Consider the following 20670-nt stretch of genomic DNA (forward strand, 5'->3'; position numbering starts at 1 on the left):
AAAGAGCAAAAAAGAACGACGCACCGGTTTTTCTTAAGATTCACAACAGCGCGTCGTTGTGTGGGGCGTATTATAGGCATTTCAGATGCCTTTGCAAGCTCTTTTTGTAAAAAAATGTAAATTTTTTATTAGTTGAAGATCTTTTCACCTATTCGCACAAAAAATAGATCATTTTTGTTACTTAATTAATCGTTTTGCTATTCTTGGCAAATCTGCAATGGAATCCAAAACATAATCAGCGAGATTCTCTCCCTCTTCAGTGATAGGTTTGCCTGTTCGCACTAAAATATTCGTTTTCACTTTTGCGCCAATGCCTGCTTTAAGATCTTCAATCTTATCGCCAACCATAATAGATTGTGCCGGATCGATTTTCAGCGCTTTAATTGCCTCTAGTAACATACCTGATTTTGGTTTTCTACATTCACACTCTTCTTTATATTCGCCCTTCCCTTCTGGGTGATGAGGGCAATAATAAATACCATCTAAATCCACACCACGATCAGCTAATGACCAATCCATCCATTCTGTAAGTTGTAAAAACTGATCTTCTGAAAAATATCCACGAGCAATGCCCGATTGATTGGTCACTAAAACTAAAAGGTATCCCATTTCCTTCAATTCTTTTAATGCATCAATACTGCCTTCAATAAATTGGAAATCATCAATTTTATGGACATAACCATGGTCGATATTTAAAGTGCCATCACGATCTAAAAAAACAGCTTTCTTCATATATTTTCTCATTTATCTTTTTCTTAAGACAAAATTATCCCTTTTATCCTTAATATAAGCAATAATAAGTCATAACCGATCCGTCTAAAAAAGATCCCTTAAGATATTGACACAGCAATCTAGACGTCTAGAATACAAATGAAATTCAAATATTAACTGAGAACAAGGGCTTATATGATTAAGCTAAATAACATTACGAAGATTTTTACACTTCCGGATAAAAAACTGACCGCACTTGATAATGTTTCATTACATGTGCCGAAGGGGCAGATTTGTGGTGTCATTGGTGCTTCTGGCGCAGGTAAAAGTACACTTATCCGTTGTGTAAACCTATTAGAAAGACCAACTCACGGTGCTGTAATCATCGATGATGTGGATCTGACTCAACTTTCTGACGCTGAATTAGTGAAAACACGCCGCCAAATCGGCATGATTTTCCAACATTTTAATTTGTTAACCTCTCGAACCGTTTTTGAAAACGTAGCATTGCCACTTGAATTAGAAAATAAATCGAAAGCAGAAATTCAAGAAAAAACGACCGCACTTTTAGCGCTTGTAGGATTAAGTGATAAACATAATGTGTATCCTGCAAATCTCTCTGGTGGTCAAAAACAACGAGTAGCTATTGCGCGTGCACTTGCAAGCGATCCTAAAGTCTTACTTTGTGATGAGGCCACTAGCGCATTAGATCCGGCCACAACTCAATCCATTCTAAAATTATTAAAAGAAATCAACCGCACTTTAGGTATCACCATTCTTCTTATCACCCATGAAATGGAAGTGGTTAAACGTATCTGCGACCAAGTTGCCGTGATTGATAAAGGCCGCCTGATTGAACAAGGCACGGTTAGTGAGATTTTCTCTAATCCGAAAACAGAATTGGCTCAAGAGTTTATCAGTTCGACCTTCCACATTACGTTGCCAGAAGAATATTTAGAAAATCTATCTGATACACCAAAACATGCCAAATCGTATCCGATCATCAAATTTGAATTTACTGGTCGTTCCGTCGATGCGCCATTACTTTCTCAAGCATCAAAAAAATTTGGTGTAGAACTCAGTATCTTAACATCACAAATTGATTATGCCGGTGGCGTTAAATTTGGCTTTACGATTGCGGAAGTTGAAGGTGATGAAGATGCTATTACGCAAGCCAAAGTTTATTTAATGGAAAATAATGTTCGAGTAGAGGTGCTAGGCTATGTTCAATGAGTTATGGGCAACATTTAGCCAACAATTCCCTGATAACTTCGCGAGTTTACTAACGGTATCAACCGTTGAAACAATTTATATGTCAGTATTATCGACATTAATCGCCGCTTTATTGGGTTTACCACTTGGTTTTTTAACCTTCTTAACCAATAAAGGCGCGATTTTAGAAAACAAAAAACTCAATGCGTTCTTAAACGTCATTATTAATATCGGACGTTCAATCCCTTATATTATTTTGTTACTTGCTTTAATTCCACTTACCAGTTGGTTACTTCCTGGCGGTAGTATTGGTTCTAATGCGGCAATTGTGTCATTAAGTGCAGCGGCAACACCATTTTTTGCTCGCCTAACAAGTAATGCACTCTTTGAGATTCCAACCGGTTTGACTGAAACCGCAAAAGCAATGGGTGCAACCAATTGGCAAATTATTCGTAAATTCTATTTGCCTGAATCTTTACCAACGCTTATTAATGCCATTACGCTCACTTTCGTGACATTAATTGGCTATACCGCAATGGCGGGAACACAAGGCGGTGGCGGCTTAGGAAGCCTCGCCATTAACTATGGTGTCTATCGTAATATGCCATCAGTAACTTGGGCGGCAACGATTGTTATCGTGATTATCGTGATGCTCAGTCAAAAATTAGGCGATACGCTCGCAAAACGAGTAGATCACCGTTAATTATTTTCTATACCATTTTATTCACAACAAGGAAAAAACATGAAATTAAAAAACTTATTTGCTATCACCGCTATTGCGTCTGCATTAGTATTAACAGGTTGTAAAGAAGAGAAAAAAGCAGATGCAGCGTCAACTGCGCCTGCTCCAACATCAATCAAAGTTGGGGTAATGGCGGGTCCTGAGCACCAAGTAGCTGAAACCGCTGCAAAAGTCGCAAAAGATAAATACAACTTAAATGTTGAATTTGTTTTATTCAATGACTACGCATTGCCAAATACCGCTGTATCTAAAGGTGATTTAGATGCTAACGCAATGCAACATAAACCTTACTTAGATGAAGATGTAAAAGCGAAAAACTTAAATAACTTAGTGATCGTTGGTAACACCTTTGTTTACCCGCTTGCTGGTTATTCTAAAACCATCAAAAATGTAAATGACTTAAAAGAAGGCGCTAAAATCGTTGTTCCAAACGATCCTTCAAACCGTGGTCGTGCATTAATCCTTCTTGAGAAACAAGGTTTAATCAAACTTAAAAATTCTAACGATCTTCTTTCAACTGTCGCAGATATCGTTGAAAATCCGAAAAACTTAAAAATTTCTGAAGTGGATACCTCTGTTGCAGCTCGTGCATTAGATGATGTTGATCTTGCGGTTGTAAATAACACTTATGCGGGTCAAGTTGGCTTAAATGCACAAGATAACGGTGTATTCGTGGAAGATAAAGATTCTCCATACGTAAACATCATCGTTGCGCGTACTGATAACAAAGACAGCAAAGCGATCCAAGATTTCGTGAAAGCATACCAAACTGAAGAAGTTTACCAAGAAGCGAAAAAACACTTTAAAGATGGTGTTGTAAAAGGTTGGTAATCTTAGCTTAAGCAAAATATTTCAAAGCCACCGATAAGGTGGCTTTTTTATTGATGAAAAGAAAGTGCGGTCATTTTTACGATACTTTTCCAAACGAAAAACGCATCAAAAACTGACCGCACTTTTTGTATTAAGATAATAAAAAACCCGAGCCTAAACTCGGGTTTTCTTTTTATCGATTAGCGATTATTCTGCATCATCTGCCATATTAAGCATTTCTGCTAAGTTAGTTGTTGCATCATCTGCGGTCATCACGAATTCATCAGCAATTGCTGCTTCATCGTCTTCAGACAATTTAATCACAACATCGTCTACAATACGTTTTTTATGACGACCTTGGTGATACGCAAAACCAGTACCTGCAGGGATTAAACGACCTACGATTACGTTCTCTTTCAAGCCGCGTAATTCATCACGTTTACCCGCCACTGCTGCTTCAGTAAGCACGCGAGTGGTTTCTTGGAACGATGCCGCAGAAATGAAGGATTCTGTCGCCAATGACGCTTTGGTAATACCAAGTAATTCACGTTCGAATTCAACTGGTGGTTTACCTTCCGCTTCACGTTTACGGTTCACAATTTTCACGCGAGCCACTTCAACTTGTTCCCCTTCAAGGAATTCGCTGTCATAAGCTTTCGTGATGACTGCTTTACGTAACATTTGACGTACGATAACTTCGATGTGCTTATCGTTAATTTTTACCCCTTGTAAGCGGTAAACTTCTTGCACTTCGTTCACGATATATTCAGTTACAGCACGAACACCACGTAAACGTAAGATATCGTGTGGTGTCTCTGCACCATCAGAAATCACGTCACCACGTTCTACCATCTCACCTTCAAATACGTTGAGCTGACGCCATTTTGGAATCATTTCTTCGTAGATTTCACCTTCAGTTGGGGTGATTAACAAGCGACGTTTACCTTTGGTTTCTTTACCGAAGGACACGATACCTGAAATTTCTGCCAAGATAGCAGGCTCTTTCGGTTTACGAGCTTCGAATAAATCAGCAACGCGTGGAAGACCACCAGTAATATCTTTAGTACCTACAGATTCTTGTGGAATACGTGCAAGTGGTTCACCCACTTTCACTTCCGCACCGTCATCTAAACTTACGATTGCTTTACCTGGTAAGAAGTATTGTGCAATAACGTCAGTTTCAGGTAAGAAGATATCGTTACCTTTTGCATCAACTAATTTGATGGTTGGACGTAAATCTTTACCTGCTGTTGCACGCTCACCCACGTCTTGTACGACGATAGAAGAAAGACCAGTTAATTCATCCGTTTGACGAGTTACGGTTAAACCATCCACGATATCAACAAATTTCACAAAACCTGATACCTCAGAGACAACTGGCATGGTATGTGGGTCCCAGTTTGCTACTGTTTCACCCGCTGATACTTCTTGACCATCTGCTTTATTCAACACAGTACCGTAAGGCACTTTATAGTGTTCTTTCGTACGACCAAATTCATCTGTAACGGTTAATTCAGTATTACGAGAAGTTAAAACTAATTTACCTTCATCATTAACAACGAATTTCGCGTTAGCAAGGTGTAAAGTACCGTTGTTTTTGATTTGTACGCTAGATTCTTTCGCTGCTGCAGAAGCTGCACCACCGATGTGGAACGTACGCATGGTTAACTGTGTACCTGGCTCACCGATAGATTGAGCAGCGATAACACCAACTGCTTCACCTTGGTTAATGAGGTGACCACGCGCTAAGTCACGACCGTAACATTTCGCACATACGCCGAAGTCAGTATCACAAGTTACAACAGAACGTACTTTTACGCTGTCCACTGAGTTTGCATCTAACACATCACAAAGTTTTTCATCTAATAAAGTGTTACGTGCAATTAAGACTTCTTCTGTACCTGGTTTATACACATCTTCAGCCACAACACGACCTAACACTAATTCGCGAAGTGGAACTTTCTCATCGCCACCTTCGATTAATGGAGTCATGACTAAGCCTTCGTGCGTACCACAGTCATCTTCAACGATCACTAAGTCTTGTGCCACGTCAACTAAACGACGAGTTAAGTAACCAGAGTTTGCTGTTTTTAATGCGGTATCCGCCAAACCTTTACGCGCACCGTGGGTTGAAATAAAGTACTGAAGTACGTTCAAACCTTCACGGAAGTTCGCTGTAATTGGGGTTTCGATGATCGAACCATCTGGACGCGCCATCAAACCACGCATACCTGCTAACTGACGAATCTGAGCTGCAGAACCACGCGCACCAGAGTCAGCCATCATAAAGATACTGTTGAAAGAAGCTTGTTTCTCAGGGTTACCTTCACGGTTGATGACTTCTTCCTGAGATAAGTTTTCCATCATCGCTTTCGCTACGCGCTCATTCGCCGCAGCCCAAATATCGATGACTTTGTTATAACGTTCTCCTGCTGTTACAAGACCAGATTGGAACTGCTCTTGAATTTCTGCCACCTCTTCTTCCGCTGCAGAAATAATTTCGTATTTTTTCTCTGGGATAACCATATCGTCGATACCCACAGAAGAACCTGAACGTGCAGCATAAGCAAAACCGGTATACATAATATGGTCAGCAAACATTACCGCTTCTTTCAAACCTAAACGACGATACGCTTCGTTGATGAGTTTAGAAATTGCTTTTTTACCTAATGTTTGGTTGAACAATGAATAAGGCATGCCTTTTGGCGTGATCATCCATAAGATTGCACGACCGATAGTGGTATCGGTTAATGTGGTTTTCTCTTCTAATTCGCCAGCTTCATTTTTCACATATTCAGTAATACGTACTTTAACGCGAGAATGTAACTCTGCTTCACCTGTGCGATACGCTTTTTCAGCTTCGCGCGGATCTTGCAATAACATGCCTTCGCCTTTACCGTTTACTTTTTCACGGGTCATATAGTAAAGACCCAACACCACGTCTTGTGATGGAACGATAATTGGATCACCGTTTGCTGGTGAAAGTACGTTATTGGTTGACATCATTAACGCGCGCGCTTCTAACTGCGCTTCAAGCGTTAATGGTACGTGAACCGCCATTTGGTCACCATCGAAGTCCGCGTTGAACGCCGCACAAACGAGTGGGTGTAACTGGATTGCTTTACCTTCGATTAGAAGTGGTTCAAACGCTTGGATACCTAAACGGTGAAGTGTCGGTGCACGGTTCAATAGAATTGGGTGCTCACGAATAACTTCTGCCAAAATATCCCAAACGATCGCATCTTCACGCTCAACCATTTTCTTAGCCGCTTTAATTGTAGTTGCATAACCACGGCTTTCTAATTTTGCATAGATAAACGGACGGAATAATTCCAATGCCATTTTCTTCGGTAAACCACATTGGTGTAAGTGCAAGTATGGACCTACAGTGATTACAGAACGGCCTGAATAGTCAACACGTTTACCTAATAAGTTTTGACGGAAACGACCTTGTTTACCTTTGATCATATCCGCAAGTGATTTTAATGGACGACGGTTAGAACCCGTAATCGCACGACCACGACGACCATTATCTAATAACGCATCAACAGATTCTTGTAACATACGTTTTTCGTTTCGCACGATAATATCTGGTGCAATTAAATCTAATAAACGTTTTAAACGGTTGTTACGATTGATCACGCGACGATATAAATCGTTTAAGTCAGATGTTGCAAAACGACCACCATCTAATGGTACTAACGGACGTAAATCTGGTGGAAGTACTGGTAATACAGTCATCACCATCCACTCTGGTTTATTACCAGACTGTTGGAAAGCTTCTAATAATTTTAAGCGTTTAGTGATTTTCTTACGTTTTGTTTCAGAGTTAGTTTCTTGTAACTCTTCACGTAATTTTTCACATTCCACTTCAAGATCAATACCTTTAAGTAAATCTTGAATTGCTTCAGCACCCATTTTAGCTTCGAATTCATCTTGCCAACGGTCTTCTGCATCAAGGAATTGTTCTTCAGTTAATAACTGTCCACGTTCCAAATCGGTCATACCTGGTTCGGTCACGATGTACATTTCAAAGTAAAGCACACGTTCAATATCACGTAACGGCATATCAAGTAATAAACCGATACGGGACGGAAGTGATTTTAAGAACCAAATGTGTGCAACTGGGCAAGCCAATTCGATATGACCCATACGTTCACGACGCACTTTAGTTTGTGTTACTTCAACACCACATTTTTCACAAATCACACCACGGTGTTTTAAGCGTTTATATTTACCGCATAAACATTCGTAATCTTTTACTGGCCCGAAAATACGTGCACAGAAAAGACCATCACGCTCAGGTTTGAACGTACGATAGTTGATTGTTTCAGGTTTTTTAACTTCACCAAATGACCAAGAACGGATCATGTCTGGAGAAGCTAACCCAATTTTAATCACATCAAAATCTTCACTGGTTTTTGATTGTGCTTTTAAAAACTTAACTAAGTCTTTCACAAATAGTCTCCTGTCGGAGTTAAGGGTTTCAAAGTGCGGTCAAAAATATTTTGTTTTTTAACCGCACTTCGGCGATTTCTTCCTTTTGCTTCCCCCGCTGTACAGGGGAAGACCGGTTTGTCGATTACTCTTCGTCTAACTCGATATTCAAACCAAGTGAACGGATTTCTTTCATAATCACGTTGAAAGATTCCGGTGTACCCGGATCCATTTGTTGGTTGCCACCGACGATGTTTTTATACATCTTCGTACGACCATTCACATCATCGGATTTCACGGTTAACATTTCTTGTAAGGTGTAAGCTGCACCGTATGCTTCAAGTGCCCATACCTCCATCTCACCGAAACGTTGACCACCGAATTGTGCTTTACCACCAAGTGGTTGTTGAGTAACAAGACTATAAGAACCAGTTGAACGAGCATGCATTTTGTCATCAACTAAGTGGTTCAATTTGAGCATGTACATATAACCTACGGTTACTGGACGCTCGAATTTCTCACCAGTACGACCATCGTATAACGTGATCTGACCTGAAGTTGGTAAGCCACCAAGTTTCAACATTTCTTTGATTTCTTGCTCATCCGCACCATCAAATACTGGTGTTGCTACCGGTAAACCTTTACGTAGGTTTTCTGCTAAACGCATGATTTCGTCATCACTAAAGGTGCTTAAATCCACTTTTTGTGCGCCATGACCTAAATCGTATGCTTTTTGCATATAGCCACGAAGTTTCTCAACATCTTGTTTTTGTTTGATCATCGCATTGATTTGATCACCGATACCTTTAGCAGCTAAGCCTAAGTGGGTTTCTAAGATCTGACCAATGTTCATACGAGATGGTACACCCAGTGGGTTCAATACGATTTCAACCGGTTGACCGTTTTCATCGTATGGCATATCTTCCACAGGGTTGATTTTTGAGATAACACCTTTGTTACCATGACGCCCCGCCATTTTATCACCCGGTTGGATATGACGTTTCACCGCTAGGTAAACTTTAACCACTTTTAACACGCCTGGTGCGAGGTCATCGCCTTTAATGATTTTCTTACGTTTTACTTCAAGTTTGTGTTCAAACTCTTTACGTAATTCTTCATATTGCTCAGCAAGCTGTTCTAATTGGTTTTGTTTTTCTTCATCTGAAATGGTTTGTTCTAACCATTTGGTGCGATCCATTTTATCTAATTGAGCCGCATCAATACCGCCAGCGATAAGTACATTATGTACACGAGCAAACAAGCCAGCTTCTAAGATTTCTAATTCATCAGAAAGGTCTTTCTTAGCTTGTTTTAACTGCATTTCTTCAATTTCTAATGCACGTTTGTCTTTTTCTACGCCATCACGAGTGAAGACTTGAACGTCAATTACAGTACCGCTTACGCTGTTTGGTACACGTAATGAAGAGTCCTTCACGTCAGATGCTTTTTCACCGAAGATTGCACGTAACAATTTTTCTTCTGGTGTTAATTGCGTTTCGCCTTTAGGGGTTACTTTACCGACTAAGATGTCGCCACCTTTCACTTCAGCACCCACATACACGATACCTGATTCATCTAATTTGCTTAATGCAGATTCACCTACGTTTGGAATATCCGCAGTAATTTCTTCAGAACCTAATTTAGTATCACGCGCCACACAAGATAATTCTTGAATGTGAATTGTGGTGAAACGGTCTTGTTGTACAACACGCTCAGAAACTAACATTGAGTCTTCGAAGTTATAACCGTTCCAAGGCATGAACGCCACTCGGATATTTTGACCTAATGCTAATTCACCTAAGTCTGTTGAAGGACCATCTGCTAATACTTCACCACGGTTAATTGGATCGCCTAAATTCACACAAGGAATTTGGTTGATACACGTATTTTGGTTAGAACGGGTGTATTTAATTAAGTTATAAATATCGATACCCGCTTCGCCTGCTACGGTTTCGTCTTCATTTACTTTGATAACGATACGAGACGCATCAACATATTGAACTGTACCACCACGCTTCGCGACAACCGCCACACCTGAGTCTAGTGCGATTGGTTTTTCCATACCTGTACCCACTAACGGCTTATCAGCACGTAAAGTAGGAACTGCTTGACGTTGCATGTTCGCACCCATTAAGGCACGGTTCGCATCGTCATGCTCTAAGAATGGAATTAACGCTGCAGCCACAGATACGACTTGTTGAGTTGAAACGTCCATATAGTGAATTTCTTCTGGTTTATAAAGACCAGATTCACCACGTTCACCACGTGCAGTAACGAATGCATCTGTAAAGCGGTTGTTCTCATCAAGGTTTGAGTTCGCCTGTGCAATGATGTAGTTTGCTTCATCAATTGCAGATAAATATTCGATTTCTTCGGTTACTTGACCATCAACCACTTTACGATATGGCGTTTCTAAGAAACCATAATCGTTAGTACGAGCAAACGCAGAAAGTGAGTTGATCAAACCGATGTTTGGACCTTCAGGGGTTTCGATTGGACATAAACGACCATAGTGAGTGTTATGTACGTCACGCACCTCAAAGCCAGCACGTTCACGCGTTAAACCGCCTGGACCTAATGCAGAAATACGACGTTTGTGTGTTACTTCTGATAATGGGTTGTTTTGGTCCATGAATTGCGAAAGTTGTGAAGAACCAAAGAATTCTTTTACTGCCGCAGAAATTGGTTTTGGATTAATTAAGTCTTGTGGCGTGATCGCATCTAAATCGCCTAAAGATAAACGCTCTTTAACTGCTCTTTCTACACGAACTAAACCAATACGGAATTGGTTTTCTGCCATTTCACCCACAGAACGAATACGACGGTTACCCAAGTGGTCGATATCATCCACTTCACCACGACCATTACGGATATCGATGAGTTTTTTCATTACACGAATGATATCGTCGTTACTTAAAATACCCGTACCCTCGCCTTCAGGAATACCTAATGAGCGATTAAACTTCATACGACCTACTGCAGATAAATCATAACGTTCTGCAGAGAAGAATAAGTTATTGAATAACGCTTCTGAAGATTCTGGTGTAGGTGGTTCACCTGGACGCATCATACGATAGATTTCATATAATGCACTTACACGATCGTAAGTTGGATCAACACGTAATGTTTCAGAAATATATGGACCGTAGTCTAAGTCATTGGTGAATAATGTTTCGATAACTTTATAGCCTGCTTGCGATAATTTCGCTAACACTTCTAAAGAAATCTCGCCATTTGCTGGGCAAATGATTTCACCAGATTCAAGATCTACGTAATCTTTCGCTGCGACTTTACCTGCGATATATTCAGTTGGCACTTCAACTTGTGTCACATTATCTTTTTCTAATGCTTTAATGTGACGAGCAGTGATACGACGACCGCGCTCTACATAGACTTTGCCATTTGCTTCAATATCAAATGTTGCCGTTTCACCACGTAGACGTTCTGGCACTAATGTCATGAGTAATTTATTGCCAGCGATCTCGAAAGTTACTTTGTCGAAGAATAAGTTTAAGATTTCTTCAACGGTATAACCTAACGCACGTAAAATAATGGTTGCCGGTAATTTACGACGGCGGTCAATACGCGCATATAAGTTATCTTTTGGATCAAATTCGAAATCTAACCAAGAACCACGGTAAGGAATAATACGTGCGTTATAAAGCACTTTACCTGAAGAGTGTGTTTTACCTTTGTCAGAATCAAAAAATACGCCTGGGCTACGGTGTAATTGTGAAACGATAACACGCTCAGTACCATTGATGACAAAGGTACCGTTGTCAGTCATTAATGGGATTTCCCCCATATATACTTCGCTTTCTTTAATGTCTTTGACTGCGCGTGATGAAGATTCTTTATCGTAACTAACTAAACGTAATTTTACGCGTAAACCTGCTGCATAAGTTGAACCACGGATTTGACATTCACGGACATCAAATTCTGGTTCTTCTAAACGGTAATCAACATATTGTAATTCTGTATAACCGTTATTGCTTACGATTGGGAAAACAGAACGGAATGCAGCTTCTAAGCCTTGTTGACCTTCAGGATCTTTTTGAATGAATTTATCAAAAGAATCTAATTGGATAGTTAATAAATAAGGTACATTTAAAACTTGCGGACGTTTGCCGAAGTCTTTACGAATTCGTTTTTTCTCAGTATAGGAGTAACCCATTATTGGTTTTCCTCTGTAAATTTTAGTGAGACCGAGTTGATATAAAAAAAGTGCGGTCAAATTAATTGACGTTTTTTATTTATATCGGAGATTGACGCCGTTTCGGATACCGCACTCTGAACCTTACTTCTGTAGTGGGCTACTTAAATTAAAACGTCTGATTAATTTAAGTGGAAACAGATACCATTAAACGGAAAATGCCTATCTGTTTTTTGTGCTGTTTTTGATAGCACAAAATGGCTGATGGTAAACCACCAGCCATTAAGCCTGAGAAACAGGACATAAGTGAATCAAAAATTATTTGATTTCTACTTTTGCACCAGCTTCTTCTAATTCTTTCTTAAGTGCTTCAGCTTCTTCTTTAGAAACGCCTTCTTTTAAGTTAGCTGGAGCAGATTCAACTAAGTCTTTAGCTTCTTTTAAGCCTAAACCAGTTGCACCACGTACTGCTTTGATAACTGCTACTTTGTTAGCACCAGCTTCAGCAAGAACTACGTCGAATTCAGTTTTTTCTTCAGCCGCTGCTGCTGCACCGCCAGCTGCTGGAGCTGCTGCTACTGCTGCTGCAGAAACGCCGAATTTTTCTTCCATCGCTGCGATTAATTCAACGATTTCAGTTACAGATTTAGAAGCGATCGCTTCAATGATTTGTTCGTTAGTTAATGACATAACAATCAATTCCTAAAATTAATAAAGTTAAATGAAGTAAGAAACGCTTAATGATTAAGCTGCTTCTTGTAATTTGTCGCGTAATGCCGCAAAAGTGCGAACAAGTTTGCCTGCCGCAGCTTCTTTCATTGTGCCCATTAAACGTGCAATTGCTTCTTCGTAAGTTGGTAATGTTGCTAAGAATTCAACATCTTGGATCTTACCTTCAAAGGCTGCACCTTTAATTTCAAACTTATCGTTGGCTTTAGCAAAATCTTTGAACAAACGTGCTGCTGCACCTGGGTGTTCATTAGAGAATGCGATAAGTGTTGGACCTACAAACGTATCTTGTAAGCATTCGAAATCAGTGCCTTCAACCGCACGACGTAATAAAGTATTACGAACAACGCGCATTGTTACACCAGCTTCACGAGCTGCTTTACGTAATTCAGTCATTTTATCAACAGTTACACCACGAGAGTCCGCGATTACTGCTGAAAGTGCACCTTTGGCTGCTTCATTTACTTCGGCAACAATTGCTTGTTTGTCTTGAAGATTTAATGCCATTGGCTTTTAGCTCCTGAATACACTCCGATTTCTCGGAATTAATTTACCTCATCGAAAGAGTTATCTTTCAGACTAGGACGACTTCGGTGCCCAGAAGCAAGAAATATTCTTATTCTGTTCACCATCTACGTAGGATTATTAAGACGATTATTGCTAACCATTCCCTACGGTCTTGGACGGGGCCTGAATAGGTCAAGCACCAACCAGAAATTTTACGCTAAACGTAATTTAGGAGCGAGATTATAGTGATTAATCTCGCTCTTGTAAAGTCTATTGTAGAAAAAATCTGCAGATTTTAACCGCACTTTCCTATTATTTTCTTACCGCAATCGCTTCGATTTCTAAGCCAACATCTTTTGGCAAGCGAGCAACTTCTACGCAAGAACGAGCAGGGAAATTAGGGTGATGATTTTCTTTAAAGAATTTCTCATACTCTGCATTTACTGCTGCAAAATCATTAAGATCTTTCACAAACACAGTAGTTTTCACAATATCACCCACTTTCAAACCAGCCTGTTCAATAATGGCTTTCACGTTTTCTAACGATTGACGCGCCTGAGCGACAATATCTTTTGGCACTTCACCCGTTGCTGGATTAACTGGTATTTGACCAGATGTCAAAACTAAATTACCAAGATCTACAGCTTGAACATAAGGACCAATTGCTGCTGGGGCTTTTTCTGTATGAATGATTTTAGTCATGATATTCTCCTTTAATATTGACGTATAAATACGCTTGCTATCCTAACATATAAGTGACTTTATCGCTTATACGAGTATTCTTAATCAATCTCTTTTAATACATCATCAGACAATTCTTTCTGTGAGCTTTCTTTTACTTTGCCATCATTTACTTTAAATTCTAAATTCTGATAATAAGCTTCGCGGAAAGTAACATAAGGATCTTGTGCTTGATTGAGCAATTCTGTTTGGTCCAATGTCTTCGAGCGTTTATCTACGGCTTGCACACCATATTTCACTAGTGACCACGGACCGCCTACCCAATTCCAGAAAGGATAGGTATAAGCCGCATCGACTACTGCACCGGTTAATTGACGAGGTGTTGTTGCATTATAAATTGGCAATACAATATAAGTGCCTGCATCTACACCATAGGTGCCCAACGTTTCACCAAAGCTACGTTGATCATAAACCTGCAAGTCTTTGCTTGCACTGGCAAAGTCAAATAATCCACCGATACCAAAGGTGGAGTTAATCCAGAAACGGTTGAAGTGAACAAAGGCTTTTTTCGGTTCACCTTCTAATAAACGGTTCACAAAGCTCACTGGCTCATCTAAGTTATTTGCCACATTAGCTAAACCTTTTGTGACCGGTGTCGGCACGTAATCACGCCAGCCTTTCGCTGCAGGTTCTAACACATAACGGTCCATGACTTTATAGTTAAAATCAAACATCGTGCGGTTAAAACTTTCTAATTTATCATTGCGTTCACCATCTGCTTTGGTTGCACAACCCGTTAATAAAACTGTTGTCATTAAGCCGACCGCAAGTAAAGGTGTTTTTTTCATTCCACTCTCCTATCACAAAAAATTGTCTTTATTTTAACCAACTTGAAAGATAACTACAAAAAATTTATTAAAACCTAGAGATAACTTTTCTGTTCGCTATGTTTAATCATAATGCTTTTTAGTTTTCCAAAAATGACTTTTGTTCCCGATATAAACAAAAATGCCACCTTTCGGTGACATTCTTTGCAATATAGATTAATTATTCAGTTGCATTTTTTAATGGAATTTCTGCATCTGGCTCGTGAGTAATACGGTTACGTAAATCACGACGAATAATCTCAATTGTCCAGAACCAGAAAATATGTCCCACTAATTCAGAAATATGTTCATATAATGGCCATTCTGCAACAGGTGGTGTTAAACCCAATGCAGGGAAAGTGATGTAGTGCACACAAATATCTGCGATTAAACCAGCACCAATACCTTGCCAGAATTTGATTTTAGGGAAACGTTCTGCCACTAAACAGTAAGCAATAGCAAATACTAATGAGAAAGTAATGTGAGTCACACCAATCCAGTCAAAACCATGATCTGCAAAAGTGAATGCTGCTTGAGTTGGATCAATACCTAAATAATCACGTAAGAATACGTGTGGTGGGTTTAAAAACGCACGTGAACAGACTTGAAGAATTTGATCTTGGCTTAAACCTGTGATGTCTACTTTACATGCTGCTGCGAAGAAATCGATTGGGCTACGCGGTGGGAATGGATGCTCAGCACCCCATTTTACGAATGCAGAAATTAAACCCGCAATAATACCAACAAAAATCGCTACGCCATAACGACGACGATTAGCAGGAGTTTGTTCAAAAATACCTGACATATATTTGCTCCGAAAAAAGAAAAAATGACCGCACTTTGTATCAAAAGTCGCGGTTCCCATTTTGCTTTAGCAAAACTTGTCTTTGATTCTCAATGACTTTGACTTGTTAGTCAAGAACTAATTATTAAGAGTTAGAACATTTTATGATAAGAATAAAAAAATGCGGTTATTTCTAACCGCACTTTCATGTTCTTAAAATTAAAGTTTTGCTGAAAGCATTGCTTCTAATTTCTCTTGGTCAACTGCAAATTTGCGAATTCCCTCTGCTAATTTCTCAACAGCCATCGCATCGCTGTTATGTTGCCAGTAGAATTCTGCTTCTGTTAATGGTTGAGGTTTCGCTTTTACTTCACCTTTGTAGTCTAGTTTACGTACAAGTGCGGTTGAATTTTCCTGTAATTCTTTAAGTAAAGCGGGTGCGATAGTTAAACGGTCACAACCTGCTAATTCAATAATTTCACCTACATTACGGAAACTTGCACCCATTACCACGGTTTTATAACCGTATTCTTTGTAGTAGTTATAAATTTTGGTTACAGAAATGACACCTGGGTCTTCTGCTGGAGCATATTCTTTTTTATCAGTATTTGCTTTGTACCAGTCTAAGATACGACCGACGAATGGCGAAATTAAGTAAACCCCTGCTTCAGCACACGCACGTGCTTGGGCTTCAGAGAATAATAAAGTTAAGTTACAGTTAATGCCTTCTTTTTCAAGAATCTCTGCTGCACGAATACCTTGCCATGTTGACGCAATTTTGATCAAGATACGATCATTTGAAATACCTGCCGCATTATAAAGTGCGATAAGTTTACGTGCTTTTTCAACGGTTGCTTGGGTATCGTAAGAAAGACGCGCATCCACTTCCGTTGAAATACGTCCTGGGACAATTTTTAAAATTTCTAAACCGATGTTTACCGCTAATTTATCTTCTGCATCAATTAATTGTTGCGCTTTATCTGCACTTTGTGCTTTGGCGTAAGTAATCGCTTCATCAATTAATGGTGCATATTGTGGTAATGCTGAAGCACTTAAAATTAAAGATGGGTTTGTTGTTGCATCTTGTGGTTGGTATTTTTTAATTGCATCAATATCACCCGTATCAGCCACGACGACGGTCATACTACGAAGTGAATCTAACTGAGTTGTCATTATATTCTCCTTGAATGGATTTGTTTGAATTCAACTGCCTTACGATAGCATAATTAGCTTTAAAAGGGTAATTCGTCCATGAAAATATTTACGATAGGGAAAACCAATACATTCTAGATTTACCCCCTCATACCATCACTTTTAACAATTTTTTCGTAATTTATTAGATACAAATCACAAAACGTTATTTTTCTTTAAATAATCACCTTACAAATCTTTACAAAAATGAAATTTTGAGCTAATAAGAGAAGGACTCTTTATAAAAATATCGCCTAATGACAAGGAGGCTCAAATGCAACACAAACTACTTTTCTCTGCCATTGCGCTTGCTCTTTCCTATTCTGCTCAAGCAGTTATAGTGCCTGAAGGAACGCAATTAGATGAAAAACAACATATCGTGATCAATAACGGGGCTGAACCACAAAGTTTTGACCCACAAAAAACTGAAGGTGTACCTGAATCTAGCGTTGCTTATCAATTACTTGAAGGCCTCGTCACCTCAGACTCTGAAGGTAAACTTCAACCGGGTGTAGCTGAAAGCTGGGAAAACACACCAGACTTTAAAACTTGGACATTCCATTTACGTAAAGATGCAAAATGGTCAAATGGTGATCCCGTTACCGCGCACGATTTCGTGTTTGCTTGGCGTCGTTTAGTGGATCCTGCAACTGCAGCGCCTTATGCAAGTTACTTAAGTTATTTACAAGTAGAAAATGCACAAGACATCATTGACGGTAAGAAAAAACCGGCTGAATTAGGTGTTGAAGCAAAAGATGATTACACCTTTGTGGTTCATGCAACCAATCCAGTGCCTTATGCAGTCAGTTTAACGACTCACCAATCCTTATTGCCATTACCACAAAAAGTGGTCGAAAAATTGGGTGATGCATGGGTGAAAAAAGAAAACTACGTGGGTAATGGTGCCTATAAACTGGCTAACCACATTATTAATGAAAAAATCGAATTTGAACGTAACCCACTCTATTGGAACGATAAAGAGACTGTCATTAACAGTGCAACATTCCTTGCGATTGAAAACCCAAGTACTGATGTAGCGCGTTATCGAGCAGGTGATTTAGATATGACGAACTACGCCCTACCACCAGAACAATTTGCGAAATTACAAAAAGAATTGCCTGGTGAAGTATTCACGACACGTACGCTTGCGACCTATTCTTACGAGTTAAACAATAAGAAAGCGCCTTTTGATAACGTGAATGTTCGTAAAGCCTTGAACTTATCCCTTGACCGTAATGTGATTACCGATAAAGTTTTAGGCCAAGGTCAAACACCAACCTATGTGTTTACGCCGACTTACATCGAAGAAGGCCAGCTCATTCAACAACCTGCTTATTCAAAAGAACCGATGGCACAACGTAATGAAGAAGCCATTAAACTCTTAGAAGAAGCTGGCTACAGCAAAGCAAATCCGTTGAAATTCAGCATTCTTTACAACACCAATGAAAACCACAAAAAAGTGGCCATTGCTGCGGCATCTATGTGGAAAGCAAACACCAAAGGTTTAATTGATGTGAAATTAGAAAACCAAGAGTGGAAAACTTACATTGATAGCCGTCGTGCAGGCCGTTACGATGCAGCACGTGCAGGCTGGAATGCGGATTACAACCAAGCCACAACATTCGGCAACTATTTCTTATCTAATTCGAGTAACAATACCGCAAAATATGCGAACCCTGAATATGATAAAGCCATTGCTGAATCTTATGTCGCAACGGATGCGGAAGGTCGTGCAAAAGCCTACGCAAAAGCCGAAGAAATTCTTGCAAAAGATTTCGGTATCGTGCCAATTTTTAACTATGTGAATCCACGCTTAGTGAAACCTTACGTAAAAGGCTATTCTGGCAAAGATCCACAAGATCACATTTACTTACGCAACCTTTATATTATTAAACATTAATTCGTTGCTCGTATTTAAGTGCGGTTAAAAATTATCGTGTTTTTTGACCGCACTTTTCGCTCATTTTGGTTGGAGTTATTATGCTCAAATTTATTTTTAAACGGCTGTTGGAAGCCTTACCAACGCTGTTTATTTTGATTACTTTTTCCTTCTTTCTGATGCGTCTCGCCCCTGGTAGCCCGTTCACCTCAGAACGTGCTTATCCACCAGAAGTCATGGCAAATATCGAAGCGAAGTATCATTTAAATGAACCTTTACATAAACAATACTTTCTTTATTTGGAAAATCTTTCCAAAGGCGATTTTGGTCCCTCTTTTAAATATAAAGATCAATCGGTCAATGATTTAATCGCATCAGCCTTCCCAGTTTCCTTAAAATTAGGGATGGTCGCTTTCGCCTTTGCAGTGGTATTAGGTGTCACAGCGGGTACGCTTGCCGCACTCAATCAAAATAGCCGTTGGGATTATATTTTGATGAGTTTCTCAATGCTTGGCGTCATTATGCCAAGCTTCGTCTTCGCACCAGTCTTAGTGCTGATTTTCGCCATTTATTTGGGTTGGTTACCTGCTGGCGGTTGGAATGGCGGTTCAGCGATGTACATTATTTTACCTGTAGCCTCTTTAACTATTGCTTATGTTGCAGGGATTGCGCGTATCATGCGTGGCTCCATGATTGAAGTACTGCATTCTAACTTTATTCGTACCGCTAAAGCGAAAGGACTTTCAACCTCAAGAATCATTTTAAAACATGCTTTGCGTCCAGCACTTTTACCTGTGATTACCTATTTAGGACCTGCTTTTGTGGGGATTATTACCGGCTCAATGGTGATCGAAAGCGTATTTGGCCTACCTGGTATGGGCTTATTATTTGTAAACGGTGCATTAAACCGCGATTATTCTTTAGTTTTAAGCCTCACCATTTTAGTGGGTACATTAACCATTTTATTTAATGCAATTGTGGATATTTTATACGCCATCATCGATCCAAAAATTCGTTATTAAGGATAAATTATGACAGATTATCGTACTCAGCCGATTAATCAGAAAAATGCGGATTTTGTGGAACAAGTAGCTGACCGTATTGAAGAAATGCAACTGGAAGGCCGCAGCCTATGGCAAGATGCGAAACGCCGTTTTTTCCGCAATAAAGCGGCCGTTGCCAGTCTGATTATTTTGGCGTTTATTATTGTTTTTATTACCGTAGCACCTTGGTTCTTCCCCTTTACCTATGAAGATACCGATTGGAATATGATGAGCTCCCTACCAACAATGGAAGGCTATCACTTCTTTGGTACCGATGCTTCAGGTCGAGACTTATTGGTACGTACCGCTATCGGTGGACGTATTTCCTTATTGGTCGGTATTGCTGGTGCTTTCATTTCCGTAACTATCGGCACAATTTATGGGGCGATTTCCGGTTATGTAGGCGGTAAAACAGATATGTTAATGATGCGCTTTTTAGAGATTCTCAGCTCATTTCCATTTATGTTTTTCGTGATTTTGTTGGTGACTCTTTTTGGCCAAAACATTTTCTTAATTTTTATCGCAATCGGGGCCATTGCTTGGCTTGGTCTCGCACGTATCGTACGCGGACAAACGCTCAGCCTAAAAAATAAAGAATTCGTCGAAGCCGCCATCGTTTGTGGCGTGCCTCGTCGCCAAATCATTTTTAAGCACATCATTCCAAATGTATTGGGCTTAGTGGCAGTTTACGCCTCGCTTGAAGTACCGGGACTCATTCTATTTGAATCATTCTTAAGTTTCTTAGGCTTAGGAACTCAGGAGCCAATGAGTAGTTGGGGTGCACTCTTAAGTGATGGTGCTGCGCAAATGGAGGTGTCGCTTTGGTTATTAATTTTCCCGGCATTTTTCCTTTGTCTTACACTGTTTTGTTTTAACTTTATCGGTGACGGGTTGCGTGACGCACTTGATCCGAAAGATAGATAGG

15 protein-coding genes are annotated in these 20670 nt (G+C 39.7%); 6 read left to right on the plus strand and 9 right to left on the minus strand.

Going from position 1 to position 20670, the window contains the following annotated elements:
• Positions 1 to 177: 177 nt before the first annotated feature.
• Positions 178 to 732, minus strand: a complete 555-nt coding sequence (gene gmhB, locus DPV95_RS08390; protein ID WP_111406938.1) for a D-glycero-beta-D-manno-heptose 1,7-bisphosphate 7-phosphatase — start codon at positions 730 to 732, stop codon at positions 178 to 180.
• 174 nt (positions 733 to 906) lie between these two features.
• Here gmhB and metN point away from each other — a divergent pair, with 174 nt between their 5' ends.
• The 3 genes from metN to DPV95_RS08405 are packed head-to-tail and all read left to right on the plus strand — an operon-like array spanning position 907 to position 3496.
• On the plus strand, positions 907 to 1944 hold the full coding sequence (gene metN, locus DPV95_RS08395) for a methionine ABC transporter ATP-binding protein MetN (RefSeq protein ID WP_005694681.1): 1038 nt from the start codon (positions 907 to 909) through the stop codon (positions 1942 to 1944).
• Positions 1934 to 2626 (plus strand): methionine ABC transporter permease, encoded by a 693-nt coding sequence (locus DPV95_RS08400; protein WP_111406939.1) that lies wholly within the window; start codon positions 1934 to 1936, stop codon positions 2624 to 2626. The genes metN and DPV95_RS08400 overlap by 11 nt, the downstream gene beginning before the upstream one ends.
• 39 nt (positions 2627 to 2665) lie before the next feature.
• A complete protein-coding gene (locus tag DPV95_RS08405; RefSeq protein WP_049375805.1) occupies positions 2666 to 3496 on the plus strand; it encodes a MetQ/NlpA family lipoprotein in 831 nt (276 codons plus the stop codon).
• A gap of 186 nt (positions 3497 to 3682) precedes the next feature.
• Here the strand turns inward: DPV95_RS08405 and rpoC are convergent, their stop codons facing one another.
• From rpoC to tal, 8 genes are all read right to left on the minus strand, one after another.
• The gene (gene rpoC, locus DPV95_RS08410; RefSeq protein ID WP_111406940.1) at positions 3683 to 7933 is read right to left on the minus strand and encodes a DNA-directed RNA polymerase subunit beta'; all 4251 of its coding nucleotides are present in this window, start codon (positions 7931 to 7933) and stop codon (positions 3683 to 3685) included.
• A 124-nt stretch (positions 7934 to 8057) separates the two neighbouring features.
• The gene (gene rpoB, locus DPV95_RS08415; RefSeq protein ID WP_111406941.1) at positions 8058 to 12086 is read right to left on the minus strand and encodes a DNA-directed RNA polymerase subunit beta; all 4029 of its coding nucleotides are present in this window, start codon (positions 12084 to 12086) and stop codon (positions 8058 to 8060) included.
• A gap of 297 nt (positions 12087 to 12383) precedes the next feature.
• On the minus strand, positions 12384 to 12755 hold the full coding sequence (gene rplL, locus DPV95_RS08420) for a 50S ribosomal protein L7/L12 (RefSeq protein WP_005697375.1): 372 nt from the start codon (positions 12753 to 12755) through the stop codon (positions 12384 to 12386).
• A gap of 54 nt (positions 12756 to 12809) precedes the next feature.
• Complete coding sequence (rplJ, locus tag DPV95_RS08425) at positions 12810 to 13301, minus strand: 50S ribosomal protein L10 (protein ID WP_005694693.1); 492 nt, start codon at positions 13299 to 13301, stop codon at positions 12810 to 12812.
• 312 nt (positions 13302 to 13613) lie between these two features.
• Positions 13614 to 14003 (minus strand): RidA family protein, encoded by a 390-nt coding sequence (locus DPV95_RS08430; RefSeq protein WP_049367555.1) that lies wholly within the window; start codon positions 14001 to 14003, stop codon positions 13614 to 13616.
• An 80-nt stretch (positions 14004 to 14083) separates the two neighbouring features.
• The gene (locus DPV95_RS08435; RefSeq protein WP_049367556.1) at positions 14084 to 14830 is read right to left on the minus strand and encodes an MlaA family lipoprotein; all 747 of its coding nucleotides are present in this window, start codon (positions 14828 to 14830) and stop codon (positions 14084 to 14086) included.
• A 199-nt stretch (positions 14831 to 15029) separates the two neighbouring features.
• Positions 15030 to 15653: a YagU family protein gene (locus DPV95_RS08440; RefSeq protein WP_005697423.1), complete on the minus strand. Its 624-nt coding sequence runs from the start codon at positions 15651 to 15653 to the stop codon at positions 15030 to 15032.
• 198 nt (positions 15654 to 15851) lie between these two features.
• Positions 15852 to 16805 carry a transaldolase gene (gene tal, locus DPV95_RS08445; protein ID WP_005694697.1) on the minus strand — a complete coding sequence of 318 codons (954 nt, stop codon included), beginning with the start codon at positions 16803 to 16805 and terminating at the stop codon, positions 15852 to 15854.
• A 292-nt stretch (positions 16806 to 17097) separates the two neighbouring features.
• Between tal and DPV95_RS08450 the strand changes: the two genes are divergently transcribed.
• The 3 genes from DPV95_RS08450 (at position 17098) to oppC (ending at position 20669) form a co-directional block, all read left to right on the plus strand.
• On the plus strand, positions 17098 to 18723 hold the full coding sequence (locus tag DPV95_RS08450; RefSeq protein WP_005694698.1) for an ABC transporter substrate-binding protein: 1626 nt from the start codon (positions 17098 to 17100) through the stop codon (positions 18721 to 18723).
• A gap of 80 nt (positions 18724 to 18803) precedes the next feature.
• On the plus strand, positions 18804 to 19724 hold the full coding sequence (oppB, locus tag DPV95_RS08455) for an oligopeptide ABC transporter permease OppB (RefSeq protein ID WP_005700169.1): 921 nt from the start codon (positions 18804 to 18806) through the stop codon (positions 19722 to 19724).
• A 9-nt stretch (positions 19725 to 19733) separates the two neighbouring features.
• Positions 19734 to 20669, plus strand: a complete 936-nt coding sequence (gene oppC / locus DPV95_RS08460; protein ID WP_049367557.1) for an oligopeptide ABC transporter permease OppC — start codon at positions 19734 to 19736, stop codon at positions 20667 to 20669.
• Position 20670 lies beyond the last annotated feature (1 nt).

Origin of the sequence: Haemophilus parainfluenzae (assembly GCF_003252755.1) — a bacterium.
Taxonomy (GTDB): domain Bacteria; phylum Pseudomonadota; class Gammaproteobacteria; order Enterobacterales; family Pasteurellaceae; genus Haemophilus_D; species Haemophilus_D parainfluenzae_N.